This window comes from Salmonella sp. SG203 (assembly GCF_013350575.1).
Taxonomy (GTDB): domain Bacteria; phylum Pseudomonadota; class Gammaproteobacteria; order Enterobacterales; family Enterobacteriaceae; genus Salmonella; species Salmonella enterica.
Genome location: NZ_SNMT01000016.1, coordinates 80,861 through 106,902, shown reverse-complemented (window position 1 = coordinate 106,902; position 26,042 = coordinate 80,861). Strand labels below are relative to the sequence as shown.

The 26,042-nt window shown below is 49.3% G+C and carries 23 protein-coding genes, 2 pseudogenes and 1 riboswitch; of the genes and pseudogenes, 10 read left to right on the top strand and 15 right to left on the bottom strand.

Features of this window, described 5'->3' with window-relative positions:
• Window positions 1–386 precede the first annotated feature (386 nt).
• Window positions 387–1,432 (top strand): annotated as a pseudogene (gene sseK2, locus HV477_RS19970) (type III secretion system effector arginine glycosyltransferase SseK2).
• 35 nt (window positions 1,433–1,467) lie between these two features.
• On the opposite strand, the gene HV477_RS19965 reads toward sseK2, so the two are convergent.
• Together HV477_RS19965 and steD are read right to left on the bottom strand one after the other, a co-directional pair.
• A complete protein-coding gene (locus HV477_RS19965; protein ID WP_001540404.1) occupies window positions 1,468–1,884 on the bottom strand; it encodes a CesT family type III secretion system chaperone in 417 nt (138 codons plus the stop codon).
• A 121-nt stretch (window positions 1,885–2,005) separates the two neighbouring features.
• On the bottom strand, window positions 2,006–2,341 hold the full coding sequence (steD, locus tag HV477_RS19960; protein ID WP_079899084.1) for a type III secretion system effector SteD: 336 nt from the start codon (window positions 2,339–2,341) through the stop codon (window positions 2,006–2,008).
• 557 nt (window positions 2,342–2,898) lie between these two features.
• Between steD and yegS the strand changes: the two genes are divergently transcribed.
• Window positions 2,899–3,798, top strand: coding sequence for a lipid kinase YegS (gene yegS, locus HV477_RS19955; RefSeq protein WP_079899055.1), 900 nt, complete (start codon window positions 2,899–2,901; stop codon window positions 3,796–3,798).
• Between the two features lie 52 nt (window positions 3,799–3,850).
• Here yegS and fbaB read toward each other — a convergent pair whose 3' ends face one another.
• Window positions 3,851–4,903, bottom strand: coding sequence for a class I fructose-bisphosphate aldolase (gene fbaB, locus HV477_RS19950; protein WP_000129590.1), 1,053 nt, complete (start codon window positions 4,901–4,903; stop codon window positions 3,851–3,853).
• Window positions 4,904–5,156: 253 nt separating this feature from the next.
• Here fbaB and HV477_RS19945 point away from each other — a divergent pair, with 253 nt between their 5' ends.
• The 3 genes from HV477_RS19945 to HV477_RS19935 are packed head-to-tail and all read left to right on the top strand — an operon-like array spanning window position 5,157 to window position 8,391.
• On the top strand, window positions 5,157–6,428 hold the full coding sequence (locus HV477_RS19945; protein ID WP_175065366.1) for a nucleoside permease: 1,272 nt from the start codon (window positions 5,157–5,159) through the stop codon (window positions 6,426–6,428).
• Window positions 6,425–7,429: an ADP-ribosylglycohydrolase family protein gene (locus HV477_RS19940; RefSeq protein ID WP_000642793.1), complete on the top strand. Its 1,005-nt coding sequence runs from the start codon at window positions 6,425–6,427 to the stop codon at window positions 7,427–7,429. The genes HV477_RS19945 and HV477_RS19940 overlap by 4 nt, the downstream gene beginning before the upstream one ends.
• On the top strand, window positions 7,426–8,391 hold the full coding sequence (locus HV477_RS19935) for a PfkB family carbohydrate kinase (protein ID WP_079899054.1): 966 nt from the start codon (window positions 7,426–7,428) through the stop codon (window positions 8,389–8,391). The genes HV477_RS19940 and HV477_RS19935 overlap by 4 nt, the downstream gene beginning before the upstream one ends.
• Here HV477_RS19935 and HV477_RS19930 read toward each other — a convergent pair.
• From HV477_RS19930 to thiM, 3 genes are read right to left on the bottom strand one after another with little or no spacing between them, the layout of a single operon-like run.
• Window positions 8,365–9,111 (bottom strand): GntR family transcriptional regulator, encoded by a 747-nt coding sequence (locus tag HV477_RS19930; protein ID WP_000434062.1) that lies wholly within the window; start codon window positions 9,109–9,111, stop codon window positions 8,365–8,367. The genes HV477_RS19935 and HV477_RS19930 overlap by 27 nt on opposite strands.
• Before the next feature lie 35 nt (window positions 9,112–9,146).
• Window positions 9,147–9,947 carry a bifunctional hydroxymethylpyrimidine kinase/phosphomethylpyrimidine kinase gene (gene thiD / locus HV477_RS19925; protein ID WP_079899053.1) on the bottom strand — a complete coding sequence of 267 codons (801 nt, stop codon included), beginning with the start codon at window positions 9,945–9,947 and terminating at the stop codon, window positions 9,147–9,149.
• A complete protein-coding gene (gene thiM / locus HV477_RS19920; RefSeq protein ID WP_001182157.1) occupies window positions 9,934–10,731 on the bottom strand; it encodes a hydroxyethylthiazole kinase in 798 nt (265 codons plus the stop codon). The genes thiD and thiM overlap by 14 nt, the downstream gene beginning before the upstream one ends.
• Before the next feature lie 31 nt (window positions 10,732–10,762).
• Window positions 10,763–10,859, bottom strand: a riboswitch (TPP riboswitch).
• Between the two features lie 282 nt (window positions 10,860–11,141).
• On the opposite strand from thiM, the gene rcnB reads away from it, so the two are divergent.
• Window positions 11,142–11,456: a Ni(II)/Co(II) efflux transporter accessory subunit RcnB gene (gene rcnB / locus HV477_RS19915; RefSeq protein ID WP_000837534.1), complete on the top strand. Its 315-nt coding sequence runs from the start codon at window positions 11,142–11,144 to the stop codon at window positions 11,454–11,456.
• A 261-nt stretch (window positions 11,457–11,717) separates the two neighbouring features.
• Here the strand turns inward: rcnB and HV477_RS19910 are convergent, their stop codons facing one another.
• The 6 genes and pseudogenes from HV477_RS19910 to apbC all read right to left on the bottom strand — a co-directional run bounded on the left by HV477_RS19910 (window position 11,718) and on the right by apbC (window position 18,459).
• Window positions 11,718–12,725 carry a putative fimbrial-like adhesin protein gene (locus HV477_RS19910; RefSeq protein ID WP_000765280.1) on the bottom strand — a complete coding sequence of 336 codons (1,008 nt, stop codon included), beginning with the start codon at window positions 12,723–12,725 and terminating at the stop codon, window positions 11,718–11,720.
• 15 nt (window positions 12,726–12,740) lie between these two features.
• Window positions 12,741–15,230, bottom strand: coding sequence for a fimbrial biogenesis outer membrane usher protein (locus tag HV477_RS19905; protein ID WP_079899052.1), 2,490 nt, complete (start codon window positions 15,228–15,230; stop codon window positions 12,741–12,743).
• A gap of 13 nt (window positions 15,231–15,243) precedes the next feature.
• A complete protein-coding gene (gene stcB / locus HV477_RS19900) occupies window positions 15,244–15,927 on the bottom strand; it encodes a fimbrial biogenesis chaperone StcB (RefSeq protein WP_000698775.1) in 684 nt (227 codons plus the stop codon).
• A 55-nt stretch (window positions 15,928–15,982) separates the two neighbouring features.
• Window positions 15,983–16,512, bottom strand: a pseudogene (yehD, locus tag HV477_RS19895) (fimbrial protein YehD).
• 278 nt (window positions 16,513–16,790) lie between these two features.
• Window positions 16,791–17,072 (bottom strand): YehE family protein, encoded by a 282-nt coding sequence (locus HV477_RS19890; RefSeq protein WP_000760404.1) that lies wholly within the window; start codon window positions 17,070–17,072, stop codon window positions 16,791–16,793.
• A 277-nt stretch (window positions 17,073–17,349) separates the two neighbouring features.
• Window positions 17,350–18,459, bottom strand: a complete 1,110-nt coding sequence (apbC, locus tag HV477_RS19885) for an iron-sulfur cluster carrier protein ApbC (RefSeq protein WP_001005424.1) — start codon at window positions 18,457–18,459, stop codon at window positions 17,350–17,352.
• Window positions 18,460–18,623: 164 nt separating this feature from the next.
• Between apbC and metG the strand changes: the two genes are divergently transcribed.
• The 3 genes from metG (at window position 18,624) to HV477_RS19870 (ending at window position 22,058) form a co-directional block, all read left to right on the top strand.
• On the top strand, window positions 18,624–20,657 hold the full coding sequence (metG, locus tag HV477_RS19880; RefSeq protein ID WP_001749139.1) for a methionine--tRNA ligase: 2,034 nt from the start codon (window positions 18,624–18,626) through the stop codon (window positions 20,655–20,657).
• 240 nt (window positions 20,658–20,897) lie between these two features.
• Entirely contained in the window at window positions 20,898–21,356 is a 459-nt protein-coding gene (locus HV477_RS19875) for a YehR family lipoprotein (protein ID WP_000703137.1), read from the top strand.
• Between the two features lie 171 nt (window positions 21,357–21,527).
• Window positions 21,528–22,058, top strand: a complete 531-nt coding sequence (locus tag HV477_RS19870; protein ID WP_079899051.1) for a YehR family lipoprotein — start codon at window positions 21,528–21,530, stop codon at window positions 22,056–22,058.
• A 56-nt stretch (window positions 22,059–22,114) separates the two neighbouring features.
• On the opposite strand, the gene HV477_RS19865 is transcribed toward HV477_RS19870, so the two are convergent.
• The 3 genes from HV477_RS19865 to HV477_RS19855 are packed head-to-tail and all read right to left on the bottom strand — an operon-like array spanning window position 22,115 to window position 25,030.
• Window positions 22,115–22,582: a DUF1456 family protein gene (locus HV477_RS19865; RefSeq protein WP_000950413.1), complete on the bottom strand. Its 468-nt coding sequence runs from the start codon at window positions 22,580–22,582 to the stop codon at window positions 22,115–22,117.
• 46 nt (window positions 22,583–22,628) lie between these two features.
• Entirely contained in the window at window positions 22,629–23,348 is a 720-nt protein-coding gene (btsR, locus tag HV477_RS19860) for a two-component system response regulator BtsR (protein WP_000598637.1), read from the bottom strand.
• The gene (locus HV477_RS19855) at window positions 23,345–25,030 is read right to left on the bottom strand and encodes a sensor histidine kinase (RefSeq protein WP_000272850.1); all 1,686 of its coding nucleotides are present in this window, start codon (window positions 25,028–25,030) and stop codon (window positions 23,345–23,347) included. Before HV477_RS19855 ends, btsR begins: the two co-directional genes overlap by 4 nt.
• A 222-nt stretch (window positions 25,031–25,252) precedes the next feature.
• Between HV477_RS19855 and mlrA the strand changes: the two genes are divergently transcribed.
• Window positions 25,253–25,984: an HTH-type transcriptional regulator MlrA gene (gene mlrA / locus HV477_RS19850; RefSeq protein ID WP_001240417.1), complete on the top strand. Its 732-nt coding sequence runs from the start codon at window positions 25,253–25,255 to the stop codon at window positions 25,982–25,984.
• Window positions 25,985–26,042: the final 58 nt, after the last annotated feature.

Sequence of the window (26,042 nt, the reverse complement as noted above, 5' to 3'; positions counted from 1 at the left end):
AATTTATAACCATGAACGGCCACACCTGGCCCTGAAATACAAAACGCCCGATGATGTTCATCAGGCGTTTTACAGACAAAAAACTGTCAACCTATATCAGGACTAGTCAGTATAATCAATAAAAAAGTGGTACTTCCCGCCATATCCAAAATTGACCACACTAACCAAAGCGCAAATGGGCGCTTAGGTTTAGAGACCTCCCCTATTCATGGCCAGCCAGCAAGTCACAATCCTCCCCGCATCCGGTCGGACTCAGGACTTAGCATTCTGACTTTTACGTTTAACATCAGTGAATTAAATCAATAACTGCTTTGTGAGAACTTACACAAAAAGTTTCCAGGTTATTAAATTAAGGTTAAAAACTGATAATTTAAGCGTGTAAAAATATGGCACGTTTTAATGCCGCTTTTACAAGGATTAAAATAATGTTTTCCCGGATTAGAGGTTTGATTTCATGTCAAAGTAATACTCAAACCATCGCACCTACGCTCAGTCCACCTTCATCAGGCCATGTAAGTTTTGCTGGGGTTGATTATCCTCTATTACCACTAGATCACCAAACGCCGCTCGTTTTTCAGTGGTTTGAACGCAATCCAGATAGATTTGGTCAAAACGAAATTCCCATTATCAATACGCAGAAAAACCCTTATCTTAATAAGATTATCAATGCTGCTATAATAGAAAAAGAAAGAATTATCGGTATTTTCGTTGATGGCGATTTTAGCAAGGGACAAAGAAAAGCATTGGCAAAATTGGAACAAAATTATAGAAACATAAAGGTTATTTATAATTCTGACCTTAATTATAGCATGTATGATAAAAAGTTAACGACGATTTATTTAGAAAACATCACCAAACTGGAAGCTCAGTCAGCAAATGAACGAGATGAGGTCTTGCTTAACGGGGTAAAAAAAAGCCTGGAAAATGTCTTGAAAACAATCCTGAGGAAACGCTTATTTCATCTCATAATAAAGACAAAGGTCACTTATGGTTTGACTTCTACAGAAATCTTTTCCTGCTAAAAGGAAGCGATGCCTTTCTGGAAGCTGGTAAACCTGGTTGCCATCATTTGCAACCAGGCGGCGGTTGCATATATCTTGATGCAGATATGTTACTTACTGATAAACTCGGCACGTTGTATTTACCTGATGGTATCGCTATCCATGTAAGTCGTAAAGATAATCATGTTAGCCTTGAAAATGGGATTATTGCTGTTAACCGCAGCGAGCATCCAGCATTAATAAAAGGACTCGAAATTATGCACAGTAAACCTTATGGCGATCCCTATAATGATTGGCTCAGTAAAGGGTTGAGGCATTATTTTGACGGTTCTCATATACAAGATTATAACGCATTTTGCGATTTCATTGAATTTAAACACGAAAATATCATTATGAACACAAGCAGTTTAACTGCCAGTTCTTGGAGGTAATCATGATAGCCTTGTTTTACTCACCCTTCCCACCGTCACGTATAATCGGTATCCAGAGTTATTCCTTTATCCTGTAAAATGTGATACAGATTCTCCATTGATCTAATAACTACCTCAATTTCACATTCAAGTTTCTCTACAGAACTTTCATTGAGTGAGAAGTTGAGAGCCAGTAATAATGATTGTGAGTTATTATCATAACACAAATGTGGTCCATTATTCTCTGCAAACCATAAATTAGCATTGAGAAATTCAAAAGCAAGATTATTATTATCCGGAGGTCTTCCGCAAAAACCGTATATCATTATATACTCGCTGTTAGTGCTTGTTAGTAAGATACGGTAACGGTTATCTATAATAAATGAGCATAATCTGTTTTCGTCAAAGACAATTGAATCGGTATTTAATTTTAGTGAAAACTGTCTTAATAAGCGATCGGCTCTTGAATACATAACACCCCATACTCTATCTAAAGCGTTCCTATATAAGTCATAAGCCTCTGGTCTGGACGCTTAACACCCCGTGTCATCGTCGGAATTCGTCTTTTCCCTATGACTTGCTGTGTTTGCTCATTTATGGCCAGGCTGGCCGGGTTCTGACACCATTTGCGCTAAGGTATAGTCCGGCGCATATTCCCATCATACCAATCCCCCCTATGCCAAACGATGCGCCTAAAACCGTCAGGGCGGTAGTATATGTAGCACCACTACTGACACTGGCGACAGCCCCTGAGCATACCCCACTGAAAATACCTGTAAACAATGCTGTGGTTCCCAGGCATATTAAACATCTGGGTTTATTGCCGTAAGCGTTAAACTCAACGATTTCAGCTACCGGTTTTTCGTCATTACCCCGTTCAGAAGGAGGGAGCAATGGCGTTTGCTCATTCACGCCTGAAGTGACATTCATATAAACCTCTTTCATGCACATGCCTGTTTATGAGAAAAGTGATACCTTCAGGCAACGGTACGACTATAAGACACCGCGCTAAGCCATCATCTAAATAGGTTTTATTTGATATATAGTAGCGTGCTTCTAATAGTGCGCCGTGTTTCTGCCAAAGAGTCTAAAGAACATTTCGATTTTATGCTATTAAAAAGTATTTTTGGTAATAAATATCAGGTTTTTATCTGATATAGTGGTGTTTGAAATTAATGCTGATAACTGACGTAGGGTCGTCTTGTTAATCCTCCGTTTCGTTATTAAAGGCGCTATATCGGAAAGCGTCTGACTACCCCTTGTGGTTTCCTTGCACTCTTACAAGCGCTACTCAATGCGCATAACGGCATCTCTCTTGTCGCCATTTGCCTTAAACCATGCTTCGCTTACCGCTGCGTACAGCAGGAAGAAAAACGGTAAAGCAATAAGTGCGCAACGTTTCAATTTTCATCCTGTTCTGACCTCGCTTTTTCATTTCTGCTATACACTTTCTGGAGATTGTTGTTCAACCTATTAAGGCATAACGGATGGCTAACTTTCCCGCCAGCTTACTGATCCTCAATGGCAAAAGCGCTGACAACCAGCCGCTACGTGAGGCCATTACGCTACTTCGCGACGAAGGCATACAGATTCACGTTCGGGTAACCTGGGAAAAAGGCGACGCGCAGCGTTACGTTGATGAAGCCCGTAGACTGGGCGTTAAAACGGTGATTGCCGGCGGCGGAGACGGTACCATTAATGAAGTGTCTACCGCGCTCATCCAGATCCGCGACGGCGTAGCCCCCGCACTGGGCCTTTTGCCGCTCGGCACCGCCAACGATTTTGCCACCAGCGCCGGTATTCCTGAAGCGCTGGACAAAGCGCTGAAACTGGCGATTGCCGGAAACGCGATGGAAATTGATATGGCCAGGGTCAATGATAAAACCTGTTTTATCAATATGGCGACGGGCGGTTTTGGCACCCGCATTACCACCGAAACGCCGGAGAAACTCAAGGCCGCGTTGGGCGGTGTCTCCTATCTTATTCACGGTCTGATGAGAATGGATACGCTGACCCCTGACCGCTGCGAAATACGTGGCGAAAACTTTCACTGGCAGGGAGATGCGCTGGTGATCGGCATCGGCAACGGTCGTCAGGCCGGCGGCGGGCAGCAATTATGTCCTACCGCGCTGGTTAACGACGGGCTGTTACAGCTACGGATTTTTACCGGCGAAGAGCTGCTGCCGGCGCTGTTTTCCACACTCACGCAGTCAGATGACAATCCGAATATTATTGACGGCGCCTCGGCGTGGTTTGATATTCATGCGCCGCATGAAATCACGTTCAATCTGGATGGCGAACCACTCAGCGGACAAGAATTTCATATTGAGGTGCTGCCTGGCGCATTACGCTGTCGGCTGCCACCAGACTGCCCGTTGCTACGTTAATAACACCTGTCGCTGGCCGGATGCGTTCACATCCGGCTTTTCTTCGTTGAACTCAGGCGATGGTGACTTTGCTATCCAGATAGACATCCTGTACGGCGTTAATCAACTTCACGCCATCAGCCATCGATTTCTTAAAGGCTTTACGTCCCAGAATTAGCCCCATTCCACCGGCTCGTTTGTTGATCACCGCGGTACGAACCGCGTCGCCGAGATCAGTGTCGCCGCCGTCCGCGCCGCCGGAGTTGATAAGCCCGGCGCGTCCCATATAGCAGTTCGCCAACTGGTAACGTACCAAATCGATCGGGTTATCGCTGGTCAGTTTGCTGTACACGCGGTCATCGGTATAGCCGAAGTTGACCGCTTTATAACCGCCATTATTCTCGGCCATTTTCTGTTTCACAATATCCGCGCCAATCGTAGCGGCCAGATGGTTGGCTTGCCCCGTCAGGTCAGCGGATACATGGTAATCAACGCCGTCTTTTTTAAAGGAAGAATTACGCAGGTAAGCCCACAATACGGTCACCATACCCAGCTCATGCGCACGCTCAAAAGCGGCGGAGATCTCTTCAATCTGGCGACGAGACTGTTCCGAACCGAAATAGATCGTCGCGCCTACCGCCACGGCGCCCATATTGAACGCCTGCTCAACGCTGGCGTACAGGGTCTGATCGTACTCTGTCGGATAGCTCAATGTTTCGTTGTGATTCAGTTTGACCAAAAACGGAATACGGTGCGCATAGCGCCGTGAAACCGAGGCCAGTACGCCGTAGGTAGAGGCCACGCAGTTACAGCCGGCCTCAATCGCCAATTCAACAATGTTTTTTGGGTCAAAGTAGCGCGGGTTGGCCGCAAAAGAGGCGCCGGCGGAGTGCTCCACCCCCTGATCGACGGGCAGTATCGAAAGGTATCCTGTTCCCGCCAGGCGTCCAGTATTATAGAGCGTCTGCATATTACGCAGAACGGCTGGTGGACGATTATTGTCAATCATCACCCGGTCAACGTAATCCTTGCCGGGTAGATAAAGCTGATCGGAAGGAATGGTCATACAACGATGCTGTAAAAGGCTGTCGGCGTCTTTGCCAAGCAACTGCGCAATATCAGTCATAGCTATGCTCCCGTAAGTTCCGATAGGGTATCGGAAGGTGAATAGTCCTGCCCCGCAGATTGCGGGTCGCAATAAGCCTGGTACTGACCGACCATTTTTGCCAACTTTAGCGCATTTTTTCGGCGCTATCTGCTGACTCGATTCACGTCCGAAAAAGTGTTAGTTCGGTCAAAATTAACGCTCAATGGTATTTAAAAGGTATTATTAAATGGTATTGTCATGGCGTACCTTACCTGTCATGAAGGATTCAAAAATGAAAACGACCTTTAAACTGTCGTTCATGATGTTCGTGGAGTGGTTTATCTGGGGCACCTGGTTCGTCCCCCTGTGGCTATGGCTAAATAAAAGCGGGTTTTCCGCCGGTGAAATAGGCTGGTCTTATGCCTGTACCGCCATTGCGGCGATCCTGTCGCCGATTCTGGTCGGCTCCGTTACCGACCGTTTTTTCTCAGCGCAAAAAGTCCTGGCGGTACTGATGTTTGCAGGCGCCGTGCTGATGTATTTCGCGGCGCAGCAAACCACCTTCGCCGGATTCTTTCCGCTGCTTCTGGCCTATTCATTGACCTATATGCCGACCATCGCGCTGACAAACAGCATTGCCTTCGCTAACGTACCGGACGTTGAACGCGATTTTCCACGCATTCGCGTTATGGGAACCATTGGGTGGATAGCCTCCGGCCTCGCCTGTGGATTCCTGCCGCAAATGTTAGGCTATAACGATATTTCCCCCACCAACATTCCACTGCTCATAACCGCCGCAAGTTCAGCGTTGCTGGGCGTATTTGCGTTCTGTCTGCCAGACACGCCGCCAAAAAGCACCGGCAAGATGGATATTAAAGTGATGCTGGGGCTGGATGCGCTGGTCCTGCTGCGCGATAAAAACTTTCTCGTTTTCTTCTTCTGTTCTTTTCTGTTTGCGATGCCGCTGGCCTTCTACTACATCTTCGCTAACGGCTATCTGACAGAAGTGGGAATGAAAAACGCCACCGGCTGGATGACGCTCGGCCAGTTCTCTGAAATCTTCTTTATGCTGGCTCTGCCCTTTTTCACTAAGCGCTTTGGCATTAAAAAGGTATTATTGCTTGGTCTTATTACCGCCGCGATCCGCTACGGCTTTTTTGTCTATGGCGGCGCGGAAACGTACTTCACTTACGCCCTGCTGTTCCTCGGTATTTTGCTGCACGGCGTAAGTTACGATTTCTACTACGTCACCGCCTACATTTATGTCGATAAAAAAGCGCCGGTTCATATGCGTACCGCTGCGCAAGGGCTTATCACCCTCTGCTGTCAGGGATTCGGCAGCCTGCTGGGGTATCGTCTCGGCGGCGTGATGATGGAAAAAATGTTTGCTTATCCGCAACCGGTTAACGGTCTGACATTCAACTGGGCGGGCATGTGGACGTTTGGCGCGGTGATGATTGCCGTCATCGCGCTACTGTTTATGATTTTCTTTCGCGAATCGGACAAAGAGATCACTGCTATTGACGATCGCGATATTGCGTTGACACAAGGGGAAGTAAAATGAAAGCAGAACGTATTCTCGGTGCTCTTTACGGGCAAGCGTTAGGGGATGCGATGGGAATGCCCTCTGAGCTGTGGCCGAGAACGCGCGTCAAAGCGCATTTCGGCTGGATTGACCGCTTTCTGCCCGGCCCAAAAGAAAATAATGCCGCCTGCTATTTTAACCGCGCGGAGTTTACGGACGATACCGCAATGGCGCTCTGCCTGGCCGACGCGCTACTCGAATGCGAAGGCAACATTGATCCCGAGATTATTGGGCGTAACATCCTCGCCTGGGCGGAACGCTTTGATGCGTTCAATAAAAATGTACTCGGCCCAACGTCAAAAATTGCGCTGAATGCGATTCGCGACGGCAAACCCATCGCGGCGCTGGAAAATAACGGCGTGACTAACGGCGCGGCCATGCGCGTTTCGCCGTTGGGCTGCCTGTTGCCGCCAACTAACCTGACAGCCTTTATAGCAGAAGTAGCGTTAGCCTCCAGCCCGACGCATAAATCCGATCTGGCGGTGGCTGGCGCCGTGGTTGTCGCCTGGGCCGTCTCGCGAGCGGTTAACGGCGACACATGGCAAAGTATTGCCGACTCGCTCCCCGCCGTCGCCCATCAGGCGCAGACAGCGCGTATTACCACGTTTAGCGCCTCGCTATCGGCACGTCTGGAACTGGCGCTAAACATTGTCCGCCACGCCGACGGCGTCGAATCTGCCAGCGAACAGCTCTATCAGATCATCGGCGCGGGAACCAGCACCATTGAATCGGTTCCCTGCGCTATCGCCATGGTGGAACTGGCGAATACCGATCCTAACCGCTGTGCCGTGCTGTGCGCTAACCTCGGCGGCGATACCGACACTATCGGCGCGATGGCTACCGCCATTTGCGGCGCGTTGCACGGGGTAAGCGCCATTAACCCCCAGTTAAAGCAAACGCTGGACGAGGTTAATCAGCTGGATTTTGCGCGCTATGCCGTTGCGCTGGCGAGCTATCGTCAACGGCGGGAGGCACTATGAACGGCGCACGGTTGCTGACATTATTACCGACCCTGCATACCCGGCGTCCGCTCACCGTTATCGGCGCGGCAGTGATCGATATCATTGCCGACGCCTGGACGTTGCCGCGTCGCGGAGACGATATTGAACTGCAACAACAGAGCGTCAATGTCGGCGGCTGTGCGCTGAATATTGCCGTGGCGTTGAAACGACTGGGGATTGACGCCAGCAATGCGCTGCCGCTGGGCCAGGGCGTGTGGGCGGAGAGGATTCGCCGCCGTCTGGCAAAAGAGGGATTATCCAGCGTGATTGACGCGGTTGAAGGAGATAACGGCTGGTGTCTGGCGTTAGTCGAACCGGATGGCGAACGCACGTTTATGTCTTTTAGCGGCGTGGAAAACCAGTGGAATGCGGACTGGCTGTCGCAGCTCAGGACACCGCGGGGCAGTCTTGTCTACCTGTCCGGCTATCAACTGGCCTCGTCCTGTGGCGAGCCACTGATCCAGTGGCTGGAAACCGTCGACGATGTAACGCCTTTTATCGATTTTGGCCCACGAATCGGTGATATTACAGACGATGTAATGGCGCGCATTATGGCCTGCCGACCCATCGTCTCCCTCAATCGCCAGGAAGCCATCATCGCCGCGGAACGCGCCGGACTTGCGACCGATACGCGCACTTTCGGCGAAGCATGGGTAAACCGCTTTTCCGCGCCGCTGGTGGTGCGCCACGATAAAGACGGAGCGTGGTATTTTAGCGCGCAATCTTCCGGCGTTGTGCCAGCGTTTCCGGCAACCGTGGTGGATACCATCGGCGCGGGCGACAGCCATGCTGGCGGCGTGCTGGCAGGGCTGGCGTCAGGCTGGCCGCTCGCGGATGCCGTACTGCTGGGAAATGCGGTGGCAAGCTGGGTGGTCGGGCATCGCGGCGGCGACTGCGCGCCCACGCGCGAGGCGCTACTCCTCGCACACAAAAACGTATAGGTCGCTACGACAATAACTGATGCTGTATTCAATAGGCCGCTGCTGCTGATCGAGCGCCACCTGCTTAATCACCAGCACCGGCACTTTACCATCCATTTGAATATGCGACTGAAACTCATCATCCGGCATCCGGGCGCTGACGCGGGATCGGGTACGCTGAGGGTAAATGTGCTGGCGACGAAAATAGTCATACAACGAAATGCCAATCGCGTCGACATCATGAATCAGATGCGCGGGCACCCAGGACTCTTCAATCGATACCGCATCCTCATCAACATAACGAATGCGTTTGAGTAAAAAGACGTCGCTGCCTGCGGGGATCGCCAGATGCTGCGCGACCTCATCCGGACAACTTACCACGCGTTTGTTAACCCATAGCGTATCCGGTTTTTTGCCGCGCAAGACAACCTGCTGAGAAAATCCCCGCGCCTCTTTCAGGGAATATTCAAAGATATTATTGATTTGCGTACCGTAGCCGCGGGCGCGCGTGACGACACCCTCTTCTTCCAGCGCCTGCATCGCTTTCCGTACCGTGATGCGCGAGACGCCGGTAAGCTGGCTGAGATCGCGTTCGCCAGGCAAAATATTACCGTGCTCAAGAATACCGCTGCGCACGGCATCCTTTACCGTCTGGGCGAATTTCATGTATAGCGGCGTATTATCCGCCGCTGAAATTCGTTCATTCAGTTGCGCGATGAGCCGGGTATGCGCTTGTTCCATTTATCTTTCCTGACGACGGGTTTGTAGGCAGTATACTACCACCACGCGTGGAAATGATGTACCGGACCAATGCCCTTCCCCACTTCCAGCGTGTCCGCCTGCGCCAGCGCCGCCGAAAGCCATGCCTTCGCCTCGTTTACCGTCTCTCCCCAACTGCGATGCCGGGGCCGTAACGCCGCCAGCGCCGCCGACAGCGTACAGCCCGTCCCATGCGTATTTTTGGTGTTCACACGCGGCGCGCTAAAACGTTGCGCGCCCTCACGGGTAAAGAGCCAGTCCGGGCTTTGCGCATCCTCTAAATGCCCGCCTTTCATCAATACCGCTTCACACCCCATCGCTAGTAACGCCCGCCCCTGCGCCAGCATCTCCTGTTCCGTACGCGCATGGGGCGCATCCAGCAACGCTGCGGCTTCCGGCAAATTAGGCGTAATCAGCGATACCTGCGGCAACAGCCGGACGCGTAATGTTTCTATCGCAGAGGGCGAGAGCAGCGGATCGCCGCTTTTCGCCAGCATCACCGTATCCAGCACCACATTACGTACATGATGGCGCTGTAACCGTTCCGCCACGGCCTCGACAATATCGGTTTCCGCCAGCATGCCGATTTTTGTGGTATCAATGCGCACATCGCTGAACACGGAATCAAGTTGAGCGGCGACAAAGTCCGGCTCTATCCGGTACACCGACTGTACGCCACAGGTATTTTGCGCCACCAGCGCGGTGATGACCGAACAGCCATATGCGCCCAGCGCGGAAAAGGTCTTGAGATCCGCCTGGATACCGGCCCCCCCGCTGGGATCGGTGCCGGCAATCGTCAGCGCGTTAATTCGTTGCATTGGCCGCCTCCATATCCAGATGATAGAGCGCATCAAGAAAAGCCGGGATGAAGCTGCCCGGTCCTTCGCTACGCTCTGCCGCGACCTGTCCAGCCAGTTTCATCCAGCAGCAGGCCGACGCGACATTGTCCAGCGCGGCGCCCGGTAACGCGCAACTGGCGGCGACAACCGCCGACAACGCGCAGCCGGTGCCTACAATGCGAGTCATTAACGGATCGCCGCCGGGAATGCTCAGCGTGCGCTGACCATTAGTGACGTAATCTATCTCTCCGGTAACCACAACGATGCAGTCTATCTGACGCGCCAGCGCCTGCGCCGCAGGCAGTGCGGCCAACGCCGCCTCGGTGGTATCTACGCCACGTCCGCCCAGCGCCATGCCGGATAACGCCAGGATTTCCGAGGCGTTGCCGCGTATTGCCGCCGGGCGCAGGGACAAGAGATCCAGGCAAAATCGCCGACGAAATTCCAGCGCGCCCACCGCGACAGGATCAAGCGTCCACGGCGTTTTGGCATCATAAGCGCTTTCTACCGCCGCACGCATCGCGTCAGCGCGTGAGGCGGTTAATGTTCCGACATTAATCAGCAAGGCGTTGGCGATGGCGGCAAACGGTCTGGCCTCGACAGGATCAATCACCATGGCGGGTGAAGCGCCCAGCGCCAGCAGCGTATTGGCGGTAAACGTTTGTACGACGTCATTCGTCATACAGTGCGTAAGCGGGGAGAGCGCGCGAAAGTGTTTTAACGTATGCGCCGCAAGCGTGCGGCAGTGCAGGTCAGGCTGCATGGTTCAGCTCCTGCCCGCGTGAAGAAGGGACACGAGCAGTGTCAGACTTCCCTACGCTGGCATTATCCAGATCAGGTGGTACGGGTATTTCTCAGCCTTCACAAAGAAGGGCACCCCGAGTCGTCAAGCCCCGCCGTGTTAAGCGGGGGTTTCGCTATTAAGCATACTGTCTGCGCCAGACAATGTAAATTTACAGCCAACGGCGGACGATAATTTCAGCGTTATCAGATAGTTCTCAAAACCTATTCGGTTCTGGCAAACTTGCTGGCGGATATGTTGCTGCACGACGCTTTCGTTTACACTTTTTACGAAAAGGGGCGTGAGATAACAAAATAGCGCTTGTCAGATACGCCACCAGCAGAAATGATACACACGATGTTAACTGACCCGCATATGTGGAGGGTAAAAGTATGAAAAGTAAGTTGCTGCCTTGCGCGCTGTTGCTTGCAACCAGTTTTGCATGGGCCGCCCCCGCGACAACGGGCATTGATCAATATGAGTTAAAAAGCTTTATCGCCGACTTCACCCACTTCAAGCCCGGCGATACCGTTCCGCAAATGTACCGCACCGATGAGTATAATATTAAACAGTGGAAATTACGTAATCTGCCCGCGCCAGATGCCGGTACTCACTGGACCTATATGGGCGGCGCGTATGTACTGATTAACGATACCGATGGAAAAATCATCAAAGCCTATGATGGCGAGATTTTTTATCATCGATAAAAAAAGCCCCCTCATCCAGAGGGGGAAATACAGCCCCATGTTACTTTTTTATTAGCCCTTAATCACTCTATCCCCTTCAAACCTCCTTTTTGTTGACTGCCTTCACTACCCGATTCGCTCTGGATCTCGCCCTTTTGAAACTACCGCATACCACATTAAAATTTATTGCAGAAAGATTGTCATCCCGGTCACTTATTATTGTAAGTGACCGGAAGTTCATTCACCTATCGCGCCATATATCTTAAATGTTTTTCATATATATTAATCGTATTTCACATAGATCAGCGCAGTCGCTTTTAGATCGCCTGGCTTTATATTGTCTCGGTCATAAACATAATAACTGGCGATAATAGGGATTGTTATCATATCACTGTTGAGCGGCGTGCCTACTTGATCCACTTTCCATAACGTTGAAGCATTACCCTGCTCTGCTGTATTTGAAATATTCACCGTTTTTCCACCGCTCTCCAGTATAAATCCGACGCCATTATTCACAGCACCACGCAACACAGAATAGCTATCTGGTATTAAATCACTGCTGGAGAGATAAACCGTCATTTTACGCGATGTTTGTTTAGCATTACCAAAAAGATTATCACACTGGAGTCGAATATTATCCGCGGCATTTTTGTTGCTGACCTTGCCTGTGTTATATAATTCAGAAAGCGCAATATTCGGTAGCGTGATCGTCAGATCTTCAGGTTTGCAGGTTGTCTGCTTGCGATCGTAGGACACAAACAGATCAAATGAATATAACCCTGCACCTCTAAGATAACTATTATAATCTGCGGCACAGGCATTCCAGCCTCTTCCTGCTAGCAGGCACCCTAAAAACCGCAAACTGGCCGTAAACTGAGTTGCAGAAGAAGCGCTTGTTATTGATACCACCCCGTTGATTAGGACACTGTTCCCACTACCGGCAGAAATATTTACATTCGCCCCAGAGGAAGCGGGTTCAACCGTTACCGTATAGCCCGTTGTAAACGGCATTGTGAGAGTATTATTATCTGCCCAGGCGATTTTTAACTTCAGTTTTACTGTATCATTGTATAATCCCACGATGATATCGGAAGGATCCATACGCGTTATCTTATAAGTCCCTGAACAAGTTGTATCGTTAAAATTATGGCTATAAGTTGCGGACTGATTAGGGTTAATCGTAAAATCCTCACGAATAATTAAATTATCCTGATAAGTAATTTCTCCCGTACAGGCTGCGTATGTTTCAGGTAAAATCAATAACATCACGATAAAAAGAAAGAGTTTCATTTCACCACCTCACCACTACCGACAAATATAAACTTTACTTTCATCAACCGTTTTTCCAAAGGTGATTGAACATGAAAGCCCCTGCTCTTTATCTACTGGTACACTGACTTCGGGCGGAATATCATTCGTTCGAATAAATAGCTGACTACCTTGTCCAACAATGCCCACATTATGACCATGATGATCTACTACATCATAACCAAAAATAAGAGGCGAGCCATCAGGACGCTGCGCTTTAATAAACCATGGTTTACGCTGGTCGGTATCAAAATTCACTAGCACGACGGCCCCTCGGTACGGGGCGGCAACTTTACGGTTACCGCGTAATTCCGTTTCACTGCTACTTTGCGACACATCAAGCATAAGATGGTTTTCGCGATATGGCGTAAGGTTGTCATAAACCACCGTTCCTTTTTTATTGGTGGTCCGATATTTTTGGCCGTTAACGTAGGCTCCTTCAAGTCCCGGAGCCTGCATAATCGCAAAGGTATCTGAAAGCCGGCTGGATAAATTCAACCCGCCACTCCAGGCTACAACCCCACCGGAAATACTTCCGCCGGTCTGAGTATAATTGGACGACTGGCTGTAACTACCATTAAGCGTTGCAACGGGCGTATTCCAGGTTAAATTCGTCCCCGCTGTGGTCTCACTATCCTGTCGCTGATGACTAACATTCACGCCGTAATTAAATTGATCGCGACTGCCTGCCGTACCGGTTAAACCAATATTGTTTGAGGTAAATCCATCATCATCAAAGGTCGTCGAGTTCGACACATTCAGATGACGCCGCGGGGTAGTAATACCGTCCCCCCAGTCAAAGGGAATTGAAATAAACAGGTTAAAACGTTTATCTTCATTATGATCCTCGTCGTAAGTCTGACTGGCGGATAACGTATAATTAATTTTCTGGAACGTATTGGAATAGCTTATTTGATAATCTTTACTGGTGCCGCTACGTCCCCAGTAATCACGCCATAATGCACTCAGTGATACTGCGCCCCATCCTTCTGGCAAGGATTGGCTCACATTAGCTGAAAACGTATTTTTACGCCCAAAATCGTTTTGATAATAATCAGCAATATCGTATACATCATTCTTATCGCGACGATAGTTATTTTTATTATTGGCCCAGACATGATCGTTAAATGTGCGGTAATCCTGTGATGAATACCGATACGCAGCCAGACCAAACCGAGTTAATGTTTGGGTCAGGTATTTATTATAAGCAATCTGATAACTCTGACCATCAAATACATCGCCATTATCCTGTTTACTGTGCGCTCGCGTAGCGTCAAGCGAAATGGCGCCAATCCGGGTATTCCACCCCGTGCCGAGGGTAAACGCATTATAATGGTTCGATAGCATCGTACCGCCATAAAGCGTCAACAGGTTATTAAGGCCATACTGATAACTGATTTGTGTAAAATCGGCCTGATTATCGGCGCCTTCAATATGACTACGGCCGGCGGAAAAATCATACTTAGAGACGCCAGGCTGCAACATGTTCGGTACGGAAGCGTAAGGCACCAGCCAGGTATTTATCGAACCATCCGCCTCACGCACGGTGACATCAAGATCCGCGCCACCGCCCGCGAGTTGCAGATCCGCAATGGAAAAGGGGCCAGGAGGAACCTCTTTCTGATAAACAACGAATCCGTTCTGTTCGATGGTTACCAAAGCGTTAGTCTGTGCAATCCCCTGCACCAACGGCGTAAAATTCTGTTTCGAGTTTGGCAACATTTGCATATCGCGGAACAGGCGAACGCCGGTAAATCTCACAGAATCAAAAATCTCTGACGAGGTATACTGATCCCCGGCGCGTAATGTGCCGAGGAGCTCAGCGATACCGCGCTCCAGATACAATGTGTTGCTTTTCCACTCACCGCTGCTGCCATCGGTTTTATTAAATGTGGTATCCGTATGCGCTTGCCAGCCCAACAGATTGAAACCGCTATTGAACCGAACGTAAGTACTTTCACTACTGCCAGAATTCTTATAGTCACTGTAATACTGGCTGGCATAGTAAGAAGTATAAAATGCATTGATGCCGCGATCCCAGTTTTCAGGCAATACATAACCCGCCTCGACCTCATTTACATAGGCCTGGGGAACGCTCAAATCCAGCCGAAAAACTCCAATATTAAAAGTATAGCCACCGCTTCTCACGACATCTTTTAACGCAATACAATCCGTTGCTCCCTGCGGTTGCAGACCATCGCTTATCACTCCAATATTTTTCAACAACTCAGTTGAAATACACGTGCTACCGGGTTCATCGGCAACAATGATATCGTATTTACCTCGCCATTGATTGTTGACATAAATATCCAGTTCGTACTGTCCCGGAATTGGCTTATTCTCATCCAGATGGAAATTTGTTATTTTTTGATCTCTCATTCCCCCCACCATAAAATGGGTATCAAACGTTTCCGTCGCGATAGCCTGCGTTTGCCAGGTAAACAGAGTCAATAAAACAAGCGAAGCGATGGGCGTCATCCTTAGCATGATGAACTCCTGTTTATTTTACATTGATTTTGCTACTAATATAGTTACCATTATCATCAATAATTGTTACTTCATACTGGCTTGTTGACGCATATTTCATGTTAATATTTTGCGTCGATAGCGGTGGCAGCATGATAGTTTGATCATTAATCTTAGTATTTCCTGCTTTTACATCCGTCACGGTAATCCAGTTTGCAGTATCATTTTTCATGATGACAGTTTTATTACTGCGAAATAAACCAATCCGCTGAAAACTGTCTTTGGTTACGGCGGCAATTCGACTGGGGCGCCATATTAATTTTATTCGATTCTGCATTGCGAATTTAAGCACATTTTTACCGGCGTTTTCCTGGCTGTTTGGTGGAATATCAAGCACATTCAGATAAAACAGACTTTCTTTGTTGTCCGGTAAGCTATTAGGCATTTTCTTGATTTTGATCTGCTGACCAGACTCAGCGGCAACGCGCGCCACTGGCGGCGTCAGCATAAATGGCACCTGAATTTTTTCTGGCGGTAATGAAGTGTTACCGTCATCAATCCAGGACTGTACCAGCGAAGCTTGCTCGCCCTGATTCACCAATTGTACAACGACTTCTTTCTTCTCTGCCGGGTAAATCACACGCGTACCATAAATAACAATACCAGCATGCGCAGGCAAAATTATGGCAGATAATAATACTGCAGATAATATTTTCATATTTACACGGCCTTGCTTATAAAAAACCGGCGACGAACGCCGCCGGTTGAATAAATTAGTCAGTAACAACCGTTAAAGTCAGTGTTGAGCTAACATCACCAGAAGCAACATCACCGTCTAAACGCGCATAGCGTGCTAAAAAAGTCAGGTCGTATTCACCGCTGCTATTGGAGCTAGTGTCACCCCCGTCTCTGGATCAATCTGATTATCCGTACTTCCGTAGTAAACCGCAAAACCGACACCTTTGGCAGACCCGTTATTAAATGTGATATCGTGGCTGTCAAATTGCGTTGAAGAGAAGGTAATACGCGGCGCTACACCCTGTTGACATTTTATTTTCAACGGCATCTGAGTTTGATTAGTTACTGCGTCATAAATCTGACCCGGGGTTAAATTAATTATTTTATCCGCACCAATTTCATTCAGTCTAATTTCAGCGGTGTTCGTACCCAAAAATTGACAGGTAGTACCAACCACCTTTCCGTTAATATTCAGAACGCCTGAATCATACTCATCAGCAGCAAAAACCCCAGCGCTCATAAATACAGCAGACAATACAGAAGCAGCAATAAGTGAACGTTTCATAATCTCTTCCTTAATGAAGTAATTTCTATTTGTTAAGAGTTATTAACCCTTGCAACGAAAATTCTCATAGACAGGAAGTTATCGCAATGTAAACACGATGTTTTGTTGATTTAAAACAATTTACAGATTGCAATATAATTGCAACAAATAATCATTGCTTATCATTATTTTGTAAACTTATTAATTTCCGAAATTTACTGCCCTTAAATATAAACACAACAAATAAAAAAGCCCATATCATTGATATCAATGATATGAGCCTGCGGAATTAATAAGAATTAGTCGTAATGATTAACAACAATCTGTCGGGTGCTATCACCAGGCACCGTGTATAGCTGCGTTGTCACACCTCTCATCGGCGTAGCGGCGGGTGTTTGCAGAGTTGAAACGTGGATAGTGTTGCCGCAACGCTGCTGCAACTGTGCGTTTACCACTTCTGTACTGCACGTTGGCGCGGTCACTTTTCCACTGATGGTTAATGTTGCGGTGTCGGAGGCAAAAACGGGTACGCTTATCCCATAAGCCGAAACTATAATTCCCATCAGCAAATATTTTTTCATAGTGAGTAATTGTTCCTCTGGTGAACGTCAAACAGTATGCAGGCCGTCCTGATGTGCAGTATGAACGTATCGATACCTTAAAACCAATTGAAAAAATAAATCAGTAGGATAGGTATGATCAATTCAAATAATGTTTTTGCCGATTATTTCAGATAAACACCTGTCTGTTTAAGCAGGAATTAACAATGCGGGGGGTATTATTTTATTAATACATTCACTGCATCAATATATATTAATGCAGTGAATGCCATATTCTCTTTGGAATACGTCAGGAGGATTACACCGCGCGGAAGGCGATTTCTCCCGGAATCACTTCACCCTGCCAGTAAAGCTGTGCCGCAACGCGATCGGCCAGTTCGCGATAGATCGCGGTAAACTCGCTCTCCGGACGGCTAACCACCGTCGGCGTACCACGATCGAGATCTTCGCGCAGACTAATATGCAGCGGCATCTGACCCAGAAGCTGAGTATGGTATTTTTCCGCCAGCTTCTGCGCGCCGCCCGTGCCGAAGATCGGTTCGTGATGGCCGCAGTTGCTACAAATATGCATACTCATATTTTCCACAATGCCGAGCACCGGCACTTCCACCTTCTCGAACATCACGATACCTTTTTTGGCGTCGATTAGCGCGATATCCTGCGGCGTAGTCACCACCACCGCGCCGGTAACAGGAATGTTCTGCGCCAGCGTTAGCTGAATATCCCCGGTTCCCGGCGGCATATCCAGTACCAGATAATCCAGATCCGGCCACAGCGTCTCCTGTAACATCTGCATCAGCGCCTTACTGGCCATTGGGCCGCGCCATACCATCGCGTTATCGTCAGTCACCAGATAGCCGATCGAGTTGGTCGCCAGGCCGTGAGACATAATCGGCGCCATATGCGTACCGTCTGGCGATGTCGGGCGCTGATCTTCTGCGCCAAGCATGGTTGGGATCGACGGACCGTAAATATCGGCATCGAGAACCCCGACCTTTGCGCCTTCAGCCGCTAACGCCAGCGCCAGGTTTACCGCCGTGGACGATTTACCCACCCCGCCTTTACCGGAGCTCACGGCAATGATGTTTTTCACGCCATTAATGCCAGGCTGATTTTTGACGCGTTTCAGCGTCGCAATGTTGTACGACAGTTTCCAGTCGATCGCTTTTGCGCCCGTAATACGTAACAGATCGGCGCTGCATTGCTCTTTTAAGACCTCAAACGCGCTGTTCCAGACGAACGGCATGACCAGCTCAACGTGCAGCGTATCATCCATCCAGGCGACGTGGTGCAACGCCTTAAGCGTGGTGAGGTTATGCTTCAGGGTTGGGTGCTGAAAATTCGCCAGCGTCCCGGCGACCATCGCTCGCAGGGTATCTGGTGATTTGGCCTGGGATTGTTCGTTCATCCCGACTCCTTTTGTAGTTCTGAAAAGTACGATTGTAACTTTGTAGTTTACTCCAGCGGTAACAATTATTCATTTACGGATAAATGCCCTTATCGATTGGCGCAGTAATTACCATTTTGGTACTATCAAAGCCCTTTTTTACAACAGAAGAAGTAATACCCACTATGACTCAAGTCGCGAAGAAAATTCTGGTAACGTGCGCGCTGCCGTACGCCAACGGCTCTATCCACCTCGGCCATATGCTGGAGCACATCCAGGCTGATGTCTGGGTCCGTTACCAGCGAATGCGCGGCCATGAGGTTAACTTCATCTGTGCCGATGACGCTCATGGCACGCCGATCATGCTGAAAGCGCAGCAGCTTGGTATTACGCCGGAGCAAATGATCGGTGAAATGAGCCAGGAGCACCAGACCGATTTCGCCGGTTTTAATATTAGCTACGACAACTACCACTCAACGCACAGCGACGAGAATCGCGAGCTGTCCGAGCTGATTTATACGCGCCTGAAAGAGAACGGTTTTATTAAGAACCGCACCATCTCTCAACTCTACGATCCGGAAAAAGGCATGTTCCTGCCGGACCGATTTGTGAAAGGCACCTGCCCGAAATGTAAATCCGCAGACCAGTACGGCGATAACTGCGAAGTCTGCGGCGCAACTTACAGCCCGACCGAACTTATTGAGCCGAAATCCGTGGTGTCCGGCGCGACGCCGGTAATGCGTGACTCCGAGCACTTTTTCTTTGATCTGCCGTCATTCAGCGAAATGCTGCAGGCGTGGACCCGCAGCGGCGCGCTGCAGGAGCAGGTGGCGAACAAAATGCAGGAGTGGTTTGAATCCGGCCTGCAGCAGTGGGACATTTCCCGCGACGCGCCGTATTTTGGTTTCGAAATCCCGAACGCGCCGGGCAAATATTTCTACGTCTGGCTGGACGCGCCGATTGGCTATATGGGCTCCTTCAAAAATCTGTGCGATAAGCGCGGTGACACGACCAGTTTTGATGAGTACTGGAAAAAAGACTCCGATGCCGAGCTGTACCACTTTATCGGCAAAGACATCGTCTATTTCCACAGCCTGTTCTGGCCTGCCATGCTGGAAGGCAGCCACTTCCGTAAGCCGACCAACCTGTTCGTTCACGGTTACGTGACGGTGAACGGCGCGAAGATGTCTAAGTCTCGCGGCACCTTTATTAAGGCCAGCACCTGGCTGAAACACTTTGACGCCGACAGCCTGCGCTACTACTACACCGCGAAGCTTTCTTCACGCATTGATGACATCGACCTGAACCTGGAAGACTTTGTCCAGCGCGTCAATGCCGATATCGTCAATAAAGTAGTCAACCTGGCCTCGCGTAACGCCGGTTTTATCAATAAGCGTTTCGACGGCGTGCTGGCGGCTGAACTGGCCGATCCGCAATTGTATAAAACCTTTACTGACGCCGCTGCGGTGATTGGCGAAGCATGGGAAAGTCGTGAATTCGGCAAAGCTATCCGTGAGATTATGGCGCTGGCCGACGTCGCTAACCGTTATGTTGACGAGCAAGCGCCGTGGGTGGTGGCTAAACAGGAAGGCCGCGACGCGGACCTGCAGGCCATTTGCTCGATGGGCATCAACCTGTTCCGCGTGCTGATGACGTATCTGAAACCGGTACTGCCGACGCTTTCTGAACGCGTTGAAGCCTTCCTGAACAGCGAACTGAACTGGGATGCCATCGAACAGCCGCTGCTCGGTCACAAGGTCAACACCTTTAAGGCGCTCTACAATCGCATCGACATGAAGCAAGTTGAAGCGCTGGTTGAATCGTCTAAAGAAGAGGTGAAAGCCGCAGCCGCGCCGGTTACCGGCCCGTTAGCCGACTTCCCGATTCAGGAAACCATCACCTTTGACGATTTCGCCAAAATTGACCTGCGCGTAGCATTGATTGAAAATGCTGAGTTCGTAGATGGTTCTGACAAATTGCTGCGTCTGACGCTGGATCTGGGCGGCGAGAAGCGTAACGTCTTCTCCGGCATTCGTTCCGCCTACCCGGACCCGCAGGCGCTGATTGGCCGCCAGACAGTAATGGTCGCCAACCTCGCGCCGCGCAAAATGCGCTTTGGCGTCTCCGAGGGAATGGTGATGGCCGCAGGACCTGGCGGGAAAGATATCTTCCTGTTAAGCCCTGATGACGGCGCGAAGCCTGGCCAACAGGTGAAATAAGCAACAAGCCGGAGCATGCTCCGGCTTTTTTAACCGCTTAATCCTGACTGGCATATCACCCCATCCGCGTGTTTTAACTTTTTCCTTAATAAGCAATAGCGTTAAGACTCCATATCCGGACTGCTAAATAACGGCTAAAAGTCATATTCTATCTCTCCCTGATACATTGCTATTACTGGGTTAAATTAATTCATTGAAATTATTTTAAAAACCCAATCATTATATAAAATGGAGTTTTAGATGAAAATTTCTGGCAAGTTATTGTCCGCGGCTTTGGCTTCCGTACTGGTGTTCTCTCTTGCTGGCTGTGGCGATAAAGAAGAATCAAAGACCTTTAACGCAAACCTGGCGGGGACAGAAATTTCAATTACTTACACCTATAAAGGTGACAAAATCATTAAGCAGACGTCTGAAAGTAAAATCAGCTATGCCACTGTAGGCGCTAAAACGAAAGAAGATGCCGCCAAAATTCTCGATCCGCTGAGCGCGAAATATAAAAATATCGCCGGAGTGGAAGAAAAATTAACCTATGAAGATACCTATGCCCAGGAAAACGTCTCTGTGGATATGGAAAAAGTGGACTTTAAAGCGTTACAGCAAATCTCAGGGACGATGGTGTCCGGCGATACCAGCAAAGGTATCAGCATGAAACAAACCCAGACGCTGCTGGAAGCTGCTGGTTTTAAAGAAGCGAAATAACTGGCAGGCATAATGTATTGCATCGACTGGTAAAGTCGCTCAGGGCGCTGCTTCGGCAGCGTCTTTTCTTTATGAATTCCGAAAAAAGACAGCCTCGCTGTAAGTCCCCTCGCCAAAGCCTATAATCCCTGAATTCCTGGCCACACCAATACTTAACGACAAGGAATTGTTATGCAGGTTCTACGTCTTATGGCACTGCCACTATTCGCGCTCTCTCTATCGGTTAGCATAACTGGCTGCGATCAGAAAAACGATACTCTCCAGGGAAAGCAAAATAACATGACAGCGTTTATCAAGAAGATAGCCGCTAGCAAAGAGTCAGAGGAAACACAACGCTATGTAGGTAATCTCAACGGTATTGAAATCAAGTTAACCTATTACTACAAAGGGGATATCGTTTTACGTCAAATATCTGAACATAAACTAATTTATAAGACCCTGAAAGCCAATAATAAAGAAGAAGCACAAAAAATGCTGAGTCAAGTCGGCGAAGCTTATCAGGGTATGCCGGGTTTGACTGAACGAATCGACTATTATGATAGCTATGCTACGGAATATGTGGATATTGATTTTACCCAGGCAAAAATAAGCGACCTCTGTAAATTGCCAGGATCATCAATTGACAACTGTTCCGCGTACTATCTGTCAATGATTCGCTCGCAGAAACTGTTGGAAGAGAGCGGGTATCATAGAATCAATTAGTATAATAATGCGTTTTCCCGGTCAGACAGGACGCTGCCGGGAACAATACCGCAGAATTACTTCGCCGCGTGTTCACGGGCCGCCAGACCGCGCAGAAAATAACGCATAAACTGATCGCCGCATTCGCGGAAGTTCTTATGGTCCGGCGCGCGCATCATCGCGGTGATCTCTGGCATTGAGACACGAAACAACTGACCGGTAAGTATCGCCAGGATATCATCTGTTTTTAGCGAAAAGGCAATACGCAGCTTTTTCAGCACAATATTGTTGTTGATACGACGTTCCGCCGTCAATGCAGGCGCCGCCTCATCTTTGCCGCGTTTTTCATAAATGAGGCCATTGAGAAATGAGGACAACACGATATCCGGGCAACGCTGAAACCCCTCTTCCTCTTCTTTGCGCAACCAGATTGCTATCTGCTCCGGCGTAGCATCAACGTTACCCAGCGCCAGGATACGCGCCAGATCGGTATTATTAGCTTTTAAAATGTAGCGCACGCTACGCAGAATATCGTTACTCAGCATGAGGCCTTCGGTCGTTTCTATGGCAAAACGATATTCTAACAGTCTTTTACAGGCCAATCGCCTCTTTTAAACTTTTCAGATAGCGACGGCTTACCGGCACCGTCAGGCCGTTGCGTAAAATCAGCTCTGCCTGCCCATTATCCTCCAGCCGAATTTCCTGCAAATGGGCCATATTCACCAGAAACTGACGATGACAACGCAGTAGCGGCGTCCGGCTTTCCAGCGTGCGCAGCGTCAGCTCGGTAAACCCCTCTTTCCCTTCACTGCTGGTCACATAAACGCCGCTCATACGGCTACTGACAAAGGCGACATCATCCATTTGCAACAAATAGATCCGGCTGTGTCCGGTACAGGGAATGAATTTAAGCGCCTGCTGGTTTTCCGGCAACAACGAAACATCCTGTTTACTGCGCTCCTGACGCAGACGATGTAACGTTTTTTCCAGCCGTTTCTCCTCTATCGGCTTGAGCAGATAATCAAAAGCGTGTTCTTCAAAGGCTTTGATGGCGTATTCGTCAAACGCGGTTAAAAAAACGATATACGGGCGGTGTTCCGGGTCAAGCATTCCTACCATCTCCAGTCCACTGATACGCGGCATCTGAATATCCAGAAACAGCACATCAGGTCGCAGCTTATGTACAGCGCCAATCGCTTCTACCGCGTTCGCGCACTCTCCCACAATCTCAATGTCATCCTGCCCCTGGAGCAAAATCCGCAGATTTTCCCGCGCTAACGGCTCATCATCCACAATCAGCACTTTAATCATGCGTCCTCCTCCAGTGGAAGTCGTAATGTAATTCGGGTAAAACAGTCCGGCTCGCAGGCCACGCTAATACCATAATCATCGCCAAAGTGTTCGCGCAGACGTTTATCCACCAGACTCATCCCCAGCCCGCTACTGCCGGCGGAAGGCTGATACAGTCCCGCATTATCCTCAATATCTAACATCAAATGCTGCCCTTCGCGCCGGGCGCGAATAGCGACGTTGCCGGTATCAAGCAGTTGCGACGTGCCATGTTTAATGGCGTTCTCAACAATCGGCTGTAATGTAAACGCAGGCAATTTCTGACGTGAAAGCGTCGATGGAACATCAAGCTGTACCTGCAGACGCGACTGAAAACGCGCTTTTTCAATTTGCAGATAAGCGTTTACGTGTTCAATTTCATCCGCCAGCGTGACGATTTCCGACGGGCGTTTTAAATTTTTGCGAAAAAAGGTCGACAAGTACTGCACCAGTTGGCTGGCCTGTTCGCTGTCGCGGCGAATCACCGCTTTAATGGTATTGAGCGCGTTAAACAGAAAATGCGGGTTCACCTGCGCGTGCAACAGCTTGATCTCTGACTGCGTCAGCAACGCCTTCTGCCGTTCATACTGCCCGGCCAGGATCTGCGCGGATAAAAGCTGCGCAATACCCTCTCCCAGGGTACGGTTAATTGAGCTGAACAGTCGGTTTTTCGCTTCGTACAATTTAATGGTGCCCATGACTCGCTGATTTTCGCCACGCAGCGGGATCACCAGCGTCGAACCGAGTTTACACTGCGGGTGTAGCGAACAGCGATACGGCACTTCGTTGCCATCGGCATAAACCACCTCTCCGGTTTCAATTGCTTTCAGCGTATAACCTGATGAAATGGGTTTGCCCGGTAGATGGTGATCGTCGCCAATACCAGTAAAAGCCAGCAGTTTTTCGCGATCGGTGATGGCGACGGCGCCAATATCCAGCTCCTGATATAACACCTGCGCCACCTTCATACTGTTCACTTCGTTAAATCCCTGACGCAGAATCCCCTCCGTTGACGCGGCGACCTTCAGCGCGGTAGCAGAAAATGCCGAAGTATATTTTTCGAACATGGCGCGCTTATCGAGCAAAATACGCATAAACAGCGCGGCGCCAACGGTATTCGTCACCATCATCGGCGCGGCAATATTACTGACCAGATGCAGGGCATCGTCAAACGGCCTGGCTATCAGTAAAATGATCAGCATCTGCACCAGTTCGGCAACACACGTAATTGCTCCCGCCGTCAGCGGGCTAAACACTTTGTCCGGGCGTCCGCGACGTATGAGAACGCTGTGTACCAACCCGCCCAGCAGCCCTTCGACGATGGTGGAAATCATACAGCTCAGCGCCGTCATGCCGCCCATAGAATACCGATGTAACCCACCGGTCAGGCCGACCAGCCCGCCGACGACCGGCCCGCCGAGTAGGCCGCCCATCACCGCGCCAATCGCGCGGGTATTGGCAATCGAATCTTCGATATGTAGCCCAAAATAAGTGCCCATAATGCAGAAGATAGAAAACGTGACGTAACACAGAAGCTTGTGCGGCAGACGAACCGTGACCTGCATAAGCGGGATGAACAGGCGCGTTTTACTCATTAGCCACGCAATGACCAGAAACACGCACATCTGCTGAAGCAGCAGCAACACCAGATTAAACTCGTACATACCCGCAAACCACACTTCAATTAAAAGCGCGTAACATACATTGAGTACGATTAACTTTCTTTGAACTGTTGCATAAAAATATGAATTCGTGAATACGATCACTTAAACGCCGCGCCGCAACCCGCTACTTCGCGTTTTAATGCATAAAAAACAGGCAAAACTTCCTGGTTCCTAAAAGAGCGTCTAAAGTTAAACCGGGACCTCGCGAGCAAGGGTGAAACGATGGCGCTTTACACAATTGGTGAAGTGGCTTTGCTTTGTGATATCAATCCTGTCACGTTGCGCGCGTGGCAGAGACGTTATGGACTTTTAAAACCACAGCGAACGGATGGCGGTCATCGTCTGTTTAACGATGCCGATATCGACAGAATCCGCGAAATCAAGCGCTGGATAGATAACGGCGTCCAGGTCAGCAAAGTCAAAGTGCTGCTCAGTAGCGACAGTAGCGAACAACCTAACGGCTGGCGCGAACAGCAGGAGATCCTGCTGCACTACCTGCAAAGCAGTAATCTGCACAGTTTACGGTTATGGGTCAAAGAACGCGGTCAGGATTATCCTGCCCAAACATTGACCACTAACCTGTTCGTCCCACTGCGGCGACGATTACAGTGCCAACAACCCGCCCTTCAGGCGCTGCTCGGCATTCTTGACGGTATCCTGATCAACTATATTGCGCTCTGCCTGGCGTCTGCGCGTAAGAAACAGGGAAAAGATGCGTTGGTGATCGGCTGGAATATCCATGATACCACCCGCCTGTGGCTGGAAGGTTGGGTCGCCAGCCAACAGGGATGGCGAATCGACGTGTTGGCGCATTCGCTTAGCCAGTTCCGCCCGGAACTTTTTGACGGCAAGACGTTACTGGTATGGTGCGGAGAAAACCAGACGCTGGCGCAGCAGCAGCAACTCCTGGCATGGCGCGCCCAGGGACACGACATTCATCCCCTTGGCGTTTAAACAGCAGCTAACAAATTCGCTTTAATGTATACTCCTTTTATTAACATAAGGAGTACAT

Excerpts from the sequence above, each read along its gene's own strand:
- HV477_RS19965 (WP_001540404.1), bottom strand. The coding sequence starts at position 1,884 with ATGTATTCAAGAGCCGATCGCTTATTAAGACAGTTTTCACTAAAATTA.
- steD (WP_079899084.1), bottom strand. The coding sequence starts at position 2,341 with ATGAATGTCACTTCAGGCGTGAATGAGCAAACGCCATTGCTCCCTCCT.
- yegS (WP_079899055.1), top strand. The coding sequence starts at position 2,899 with ATGGCTAACTTTCCCGCCAGCTTACTGATCCTCAATGGCAAAAGCGCT.
- fbaB (WP_000129590.1), bottom strand. The coding sequence starts at position 4,903 with ATGACTGATATTGCGCAGTTGCTTGGCAAAGACGCCGACAGCCTTTTA.
- HV477_RS19945 (WP_175065366.1), top strand. The coding sequence starts at position 5,157 with ATGAAAACGACCTTTAAACTGTCGTTCATGATGTTCGTGGAGTGGTTT.
- HV477_RS19940 (WP_000642793.1), top strand. The coding sequence starts at position 6,425 with ATGAAAGCAGAACGTATTCTCGGTGCTCTTTACGGGCAAGCGTTAGGG.
- HV477_RS19935 (WP_079899054.1), top strand. The coding sequence starts at position 7,426 with ATGAACGGCGCACGGTTGCTGACATTATTACCGACCCTGCATACCCGG.
- HV477_RS19930 (WP_000434062.1), bottom strand. The coding sequence starts at position 9,111 with ATGGAACAAGCGCATACCCGGCTCATCGCGCAACTGAATGAACGAATT.
- thiD (WP_079899053.1), bottom strand. The coding sequence starts at position 9,947 with ATGCAACGAATTAACGCGCTGACGATTGCCGGCACCGATCCCAGCGGG.
- thiM (WP_001182157.1), bottom strand. The coding sequence starts at position 10,731 with ATGCAGCCTGACCTGCACTGCCGCACGCTTGCGGCGCATACGTTAAAA.
- rcnB (WP_000837534.1), top strand. The coding sequence starts at position 11,142 with ATGAAAAGTAAGTTGCTGCCTTGCGCGCTGTTGCTTGCAACCAGTTTT.
- HV477_RS19910 (WP_000765280.1), bottom strand. The coding sequence starts at position 12,725 with ATGAAACTCTTTCTTTTTATCGTGATGTTATTGATTTTACCTGAAACA.
- HV477_RS19905 (WP_079899052.1), bottom strand. The coding sequence starts at position 15,230 with ATGCTAAGGATGACGCCCATCGCTTCGCTTGTTTTATTGACTCTGTTT.
- stcB (WP_000698775.1), bottom strand. The coding sequence starts at position 15,927 with ATGAAAATATTATCTGCAGTATTATTATCTGCCATAATTTTGCCTGCG.
- HV477_RS19890 (WP_000760404.1), bottom strand. The coding sequence starts at position 17,072 with ATGAAAAAATATTTGCTGATGGGAATTATAGTTTCGGCTTATGGGATA.
- apbC (WP_001005424.1), bottom strand. The coding sequence starts at position 18,459 with ATGAACGAACAATCCCAGGCCAAATCACCAGATACCCTGCGAGCGATG.
- metG (WP_001749139.1), top strand. The coding sequence starts at position 18,624 with ATGACTCAAGTCGCGAAGAAAATTCTGGTAACGTGCGCGCTGCCGTAC.
- HV477_RS19875 (WP_000703137.1), top strand. The coding sequence starts at position 20,898 with ATGAAAATTTCTGGCAAGTTATTGTCCGCGGCTTTGGCTTCCGTACTG.
- HV477_RS19870 (WP_079899051.1), top strand. The coding sequence starts at position 21,528 with ATGCAGGTTCTACGTCTTATGGCACTGCCACTATTCGCGCTCTCTCTA.
- HV477_RS19865 (WP_000950413.1), bottom strand. The coding sequence starts at position 22,582 with ATGCTGAGTAACGATATTCTGCGTAGCGTGCGCTACATTTTAAAAGCT.
- btsR (WP_000598637.1), bottom strand. The coding sequence starts at position 23,348 with ATGATTAAAGTGCTGATTGTGGATGATGAGCCGTTAGCGCGGGAAAAT.
- HV477_RS19855 (WP_000272850.1), bottom strand. The coding sequence starts at position 25,030 with ATGTACGAGTTTAATCTGGTGTTGCTGCTGCTTCAGCAGATGTGCGTG.
- mlrA (WP_001240417.1), top strand. The coding sequence starts at position 25,253 with ATGGCGCTTTACACAATTGGTGAAGTGGCTTTGCTTTGTGATATCAAT.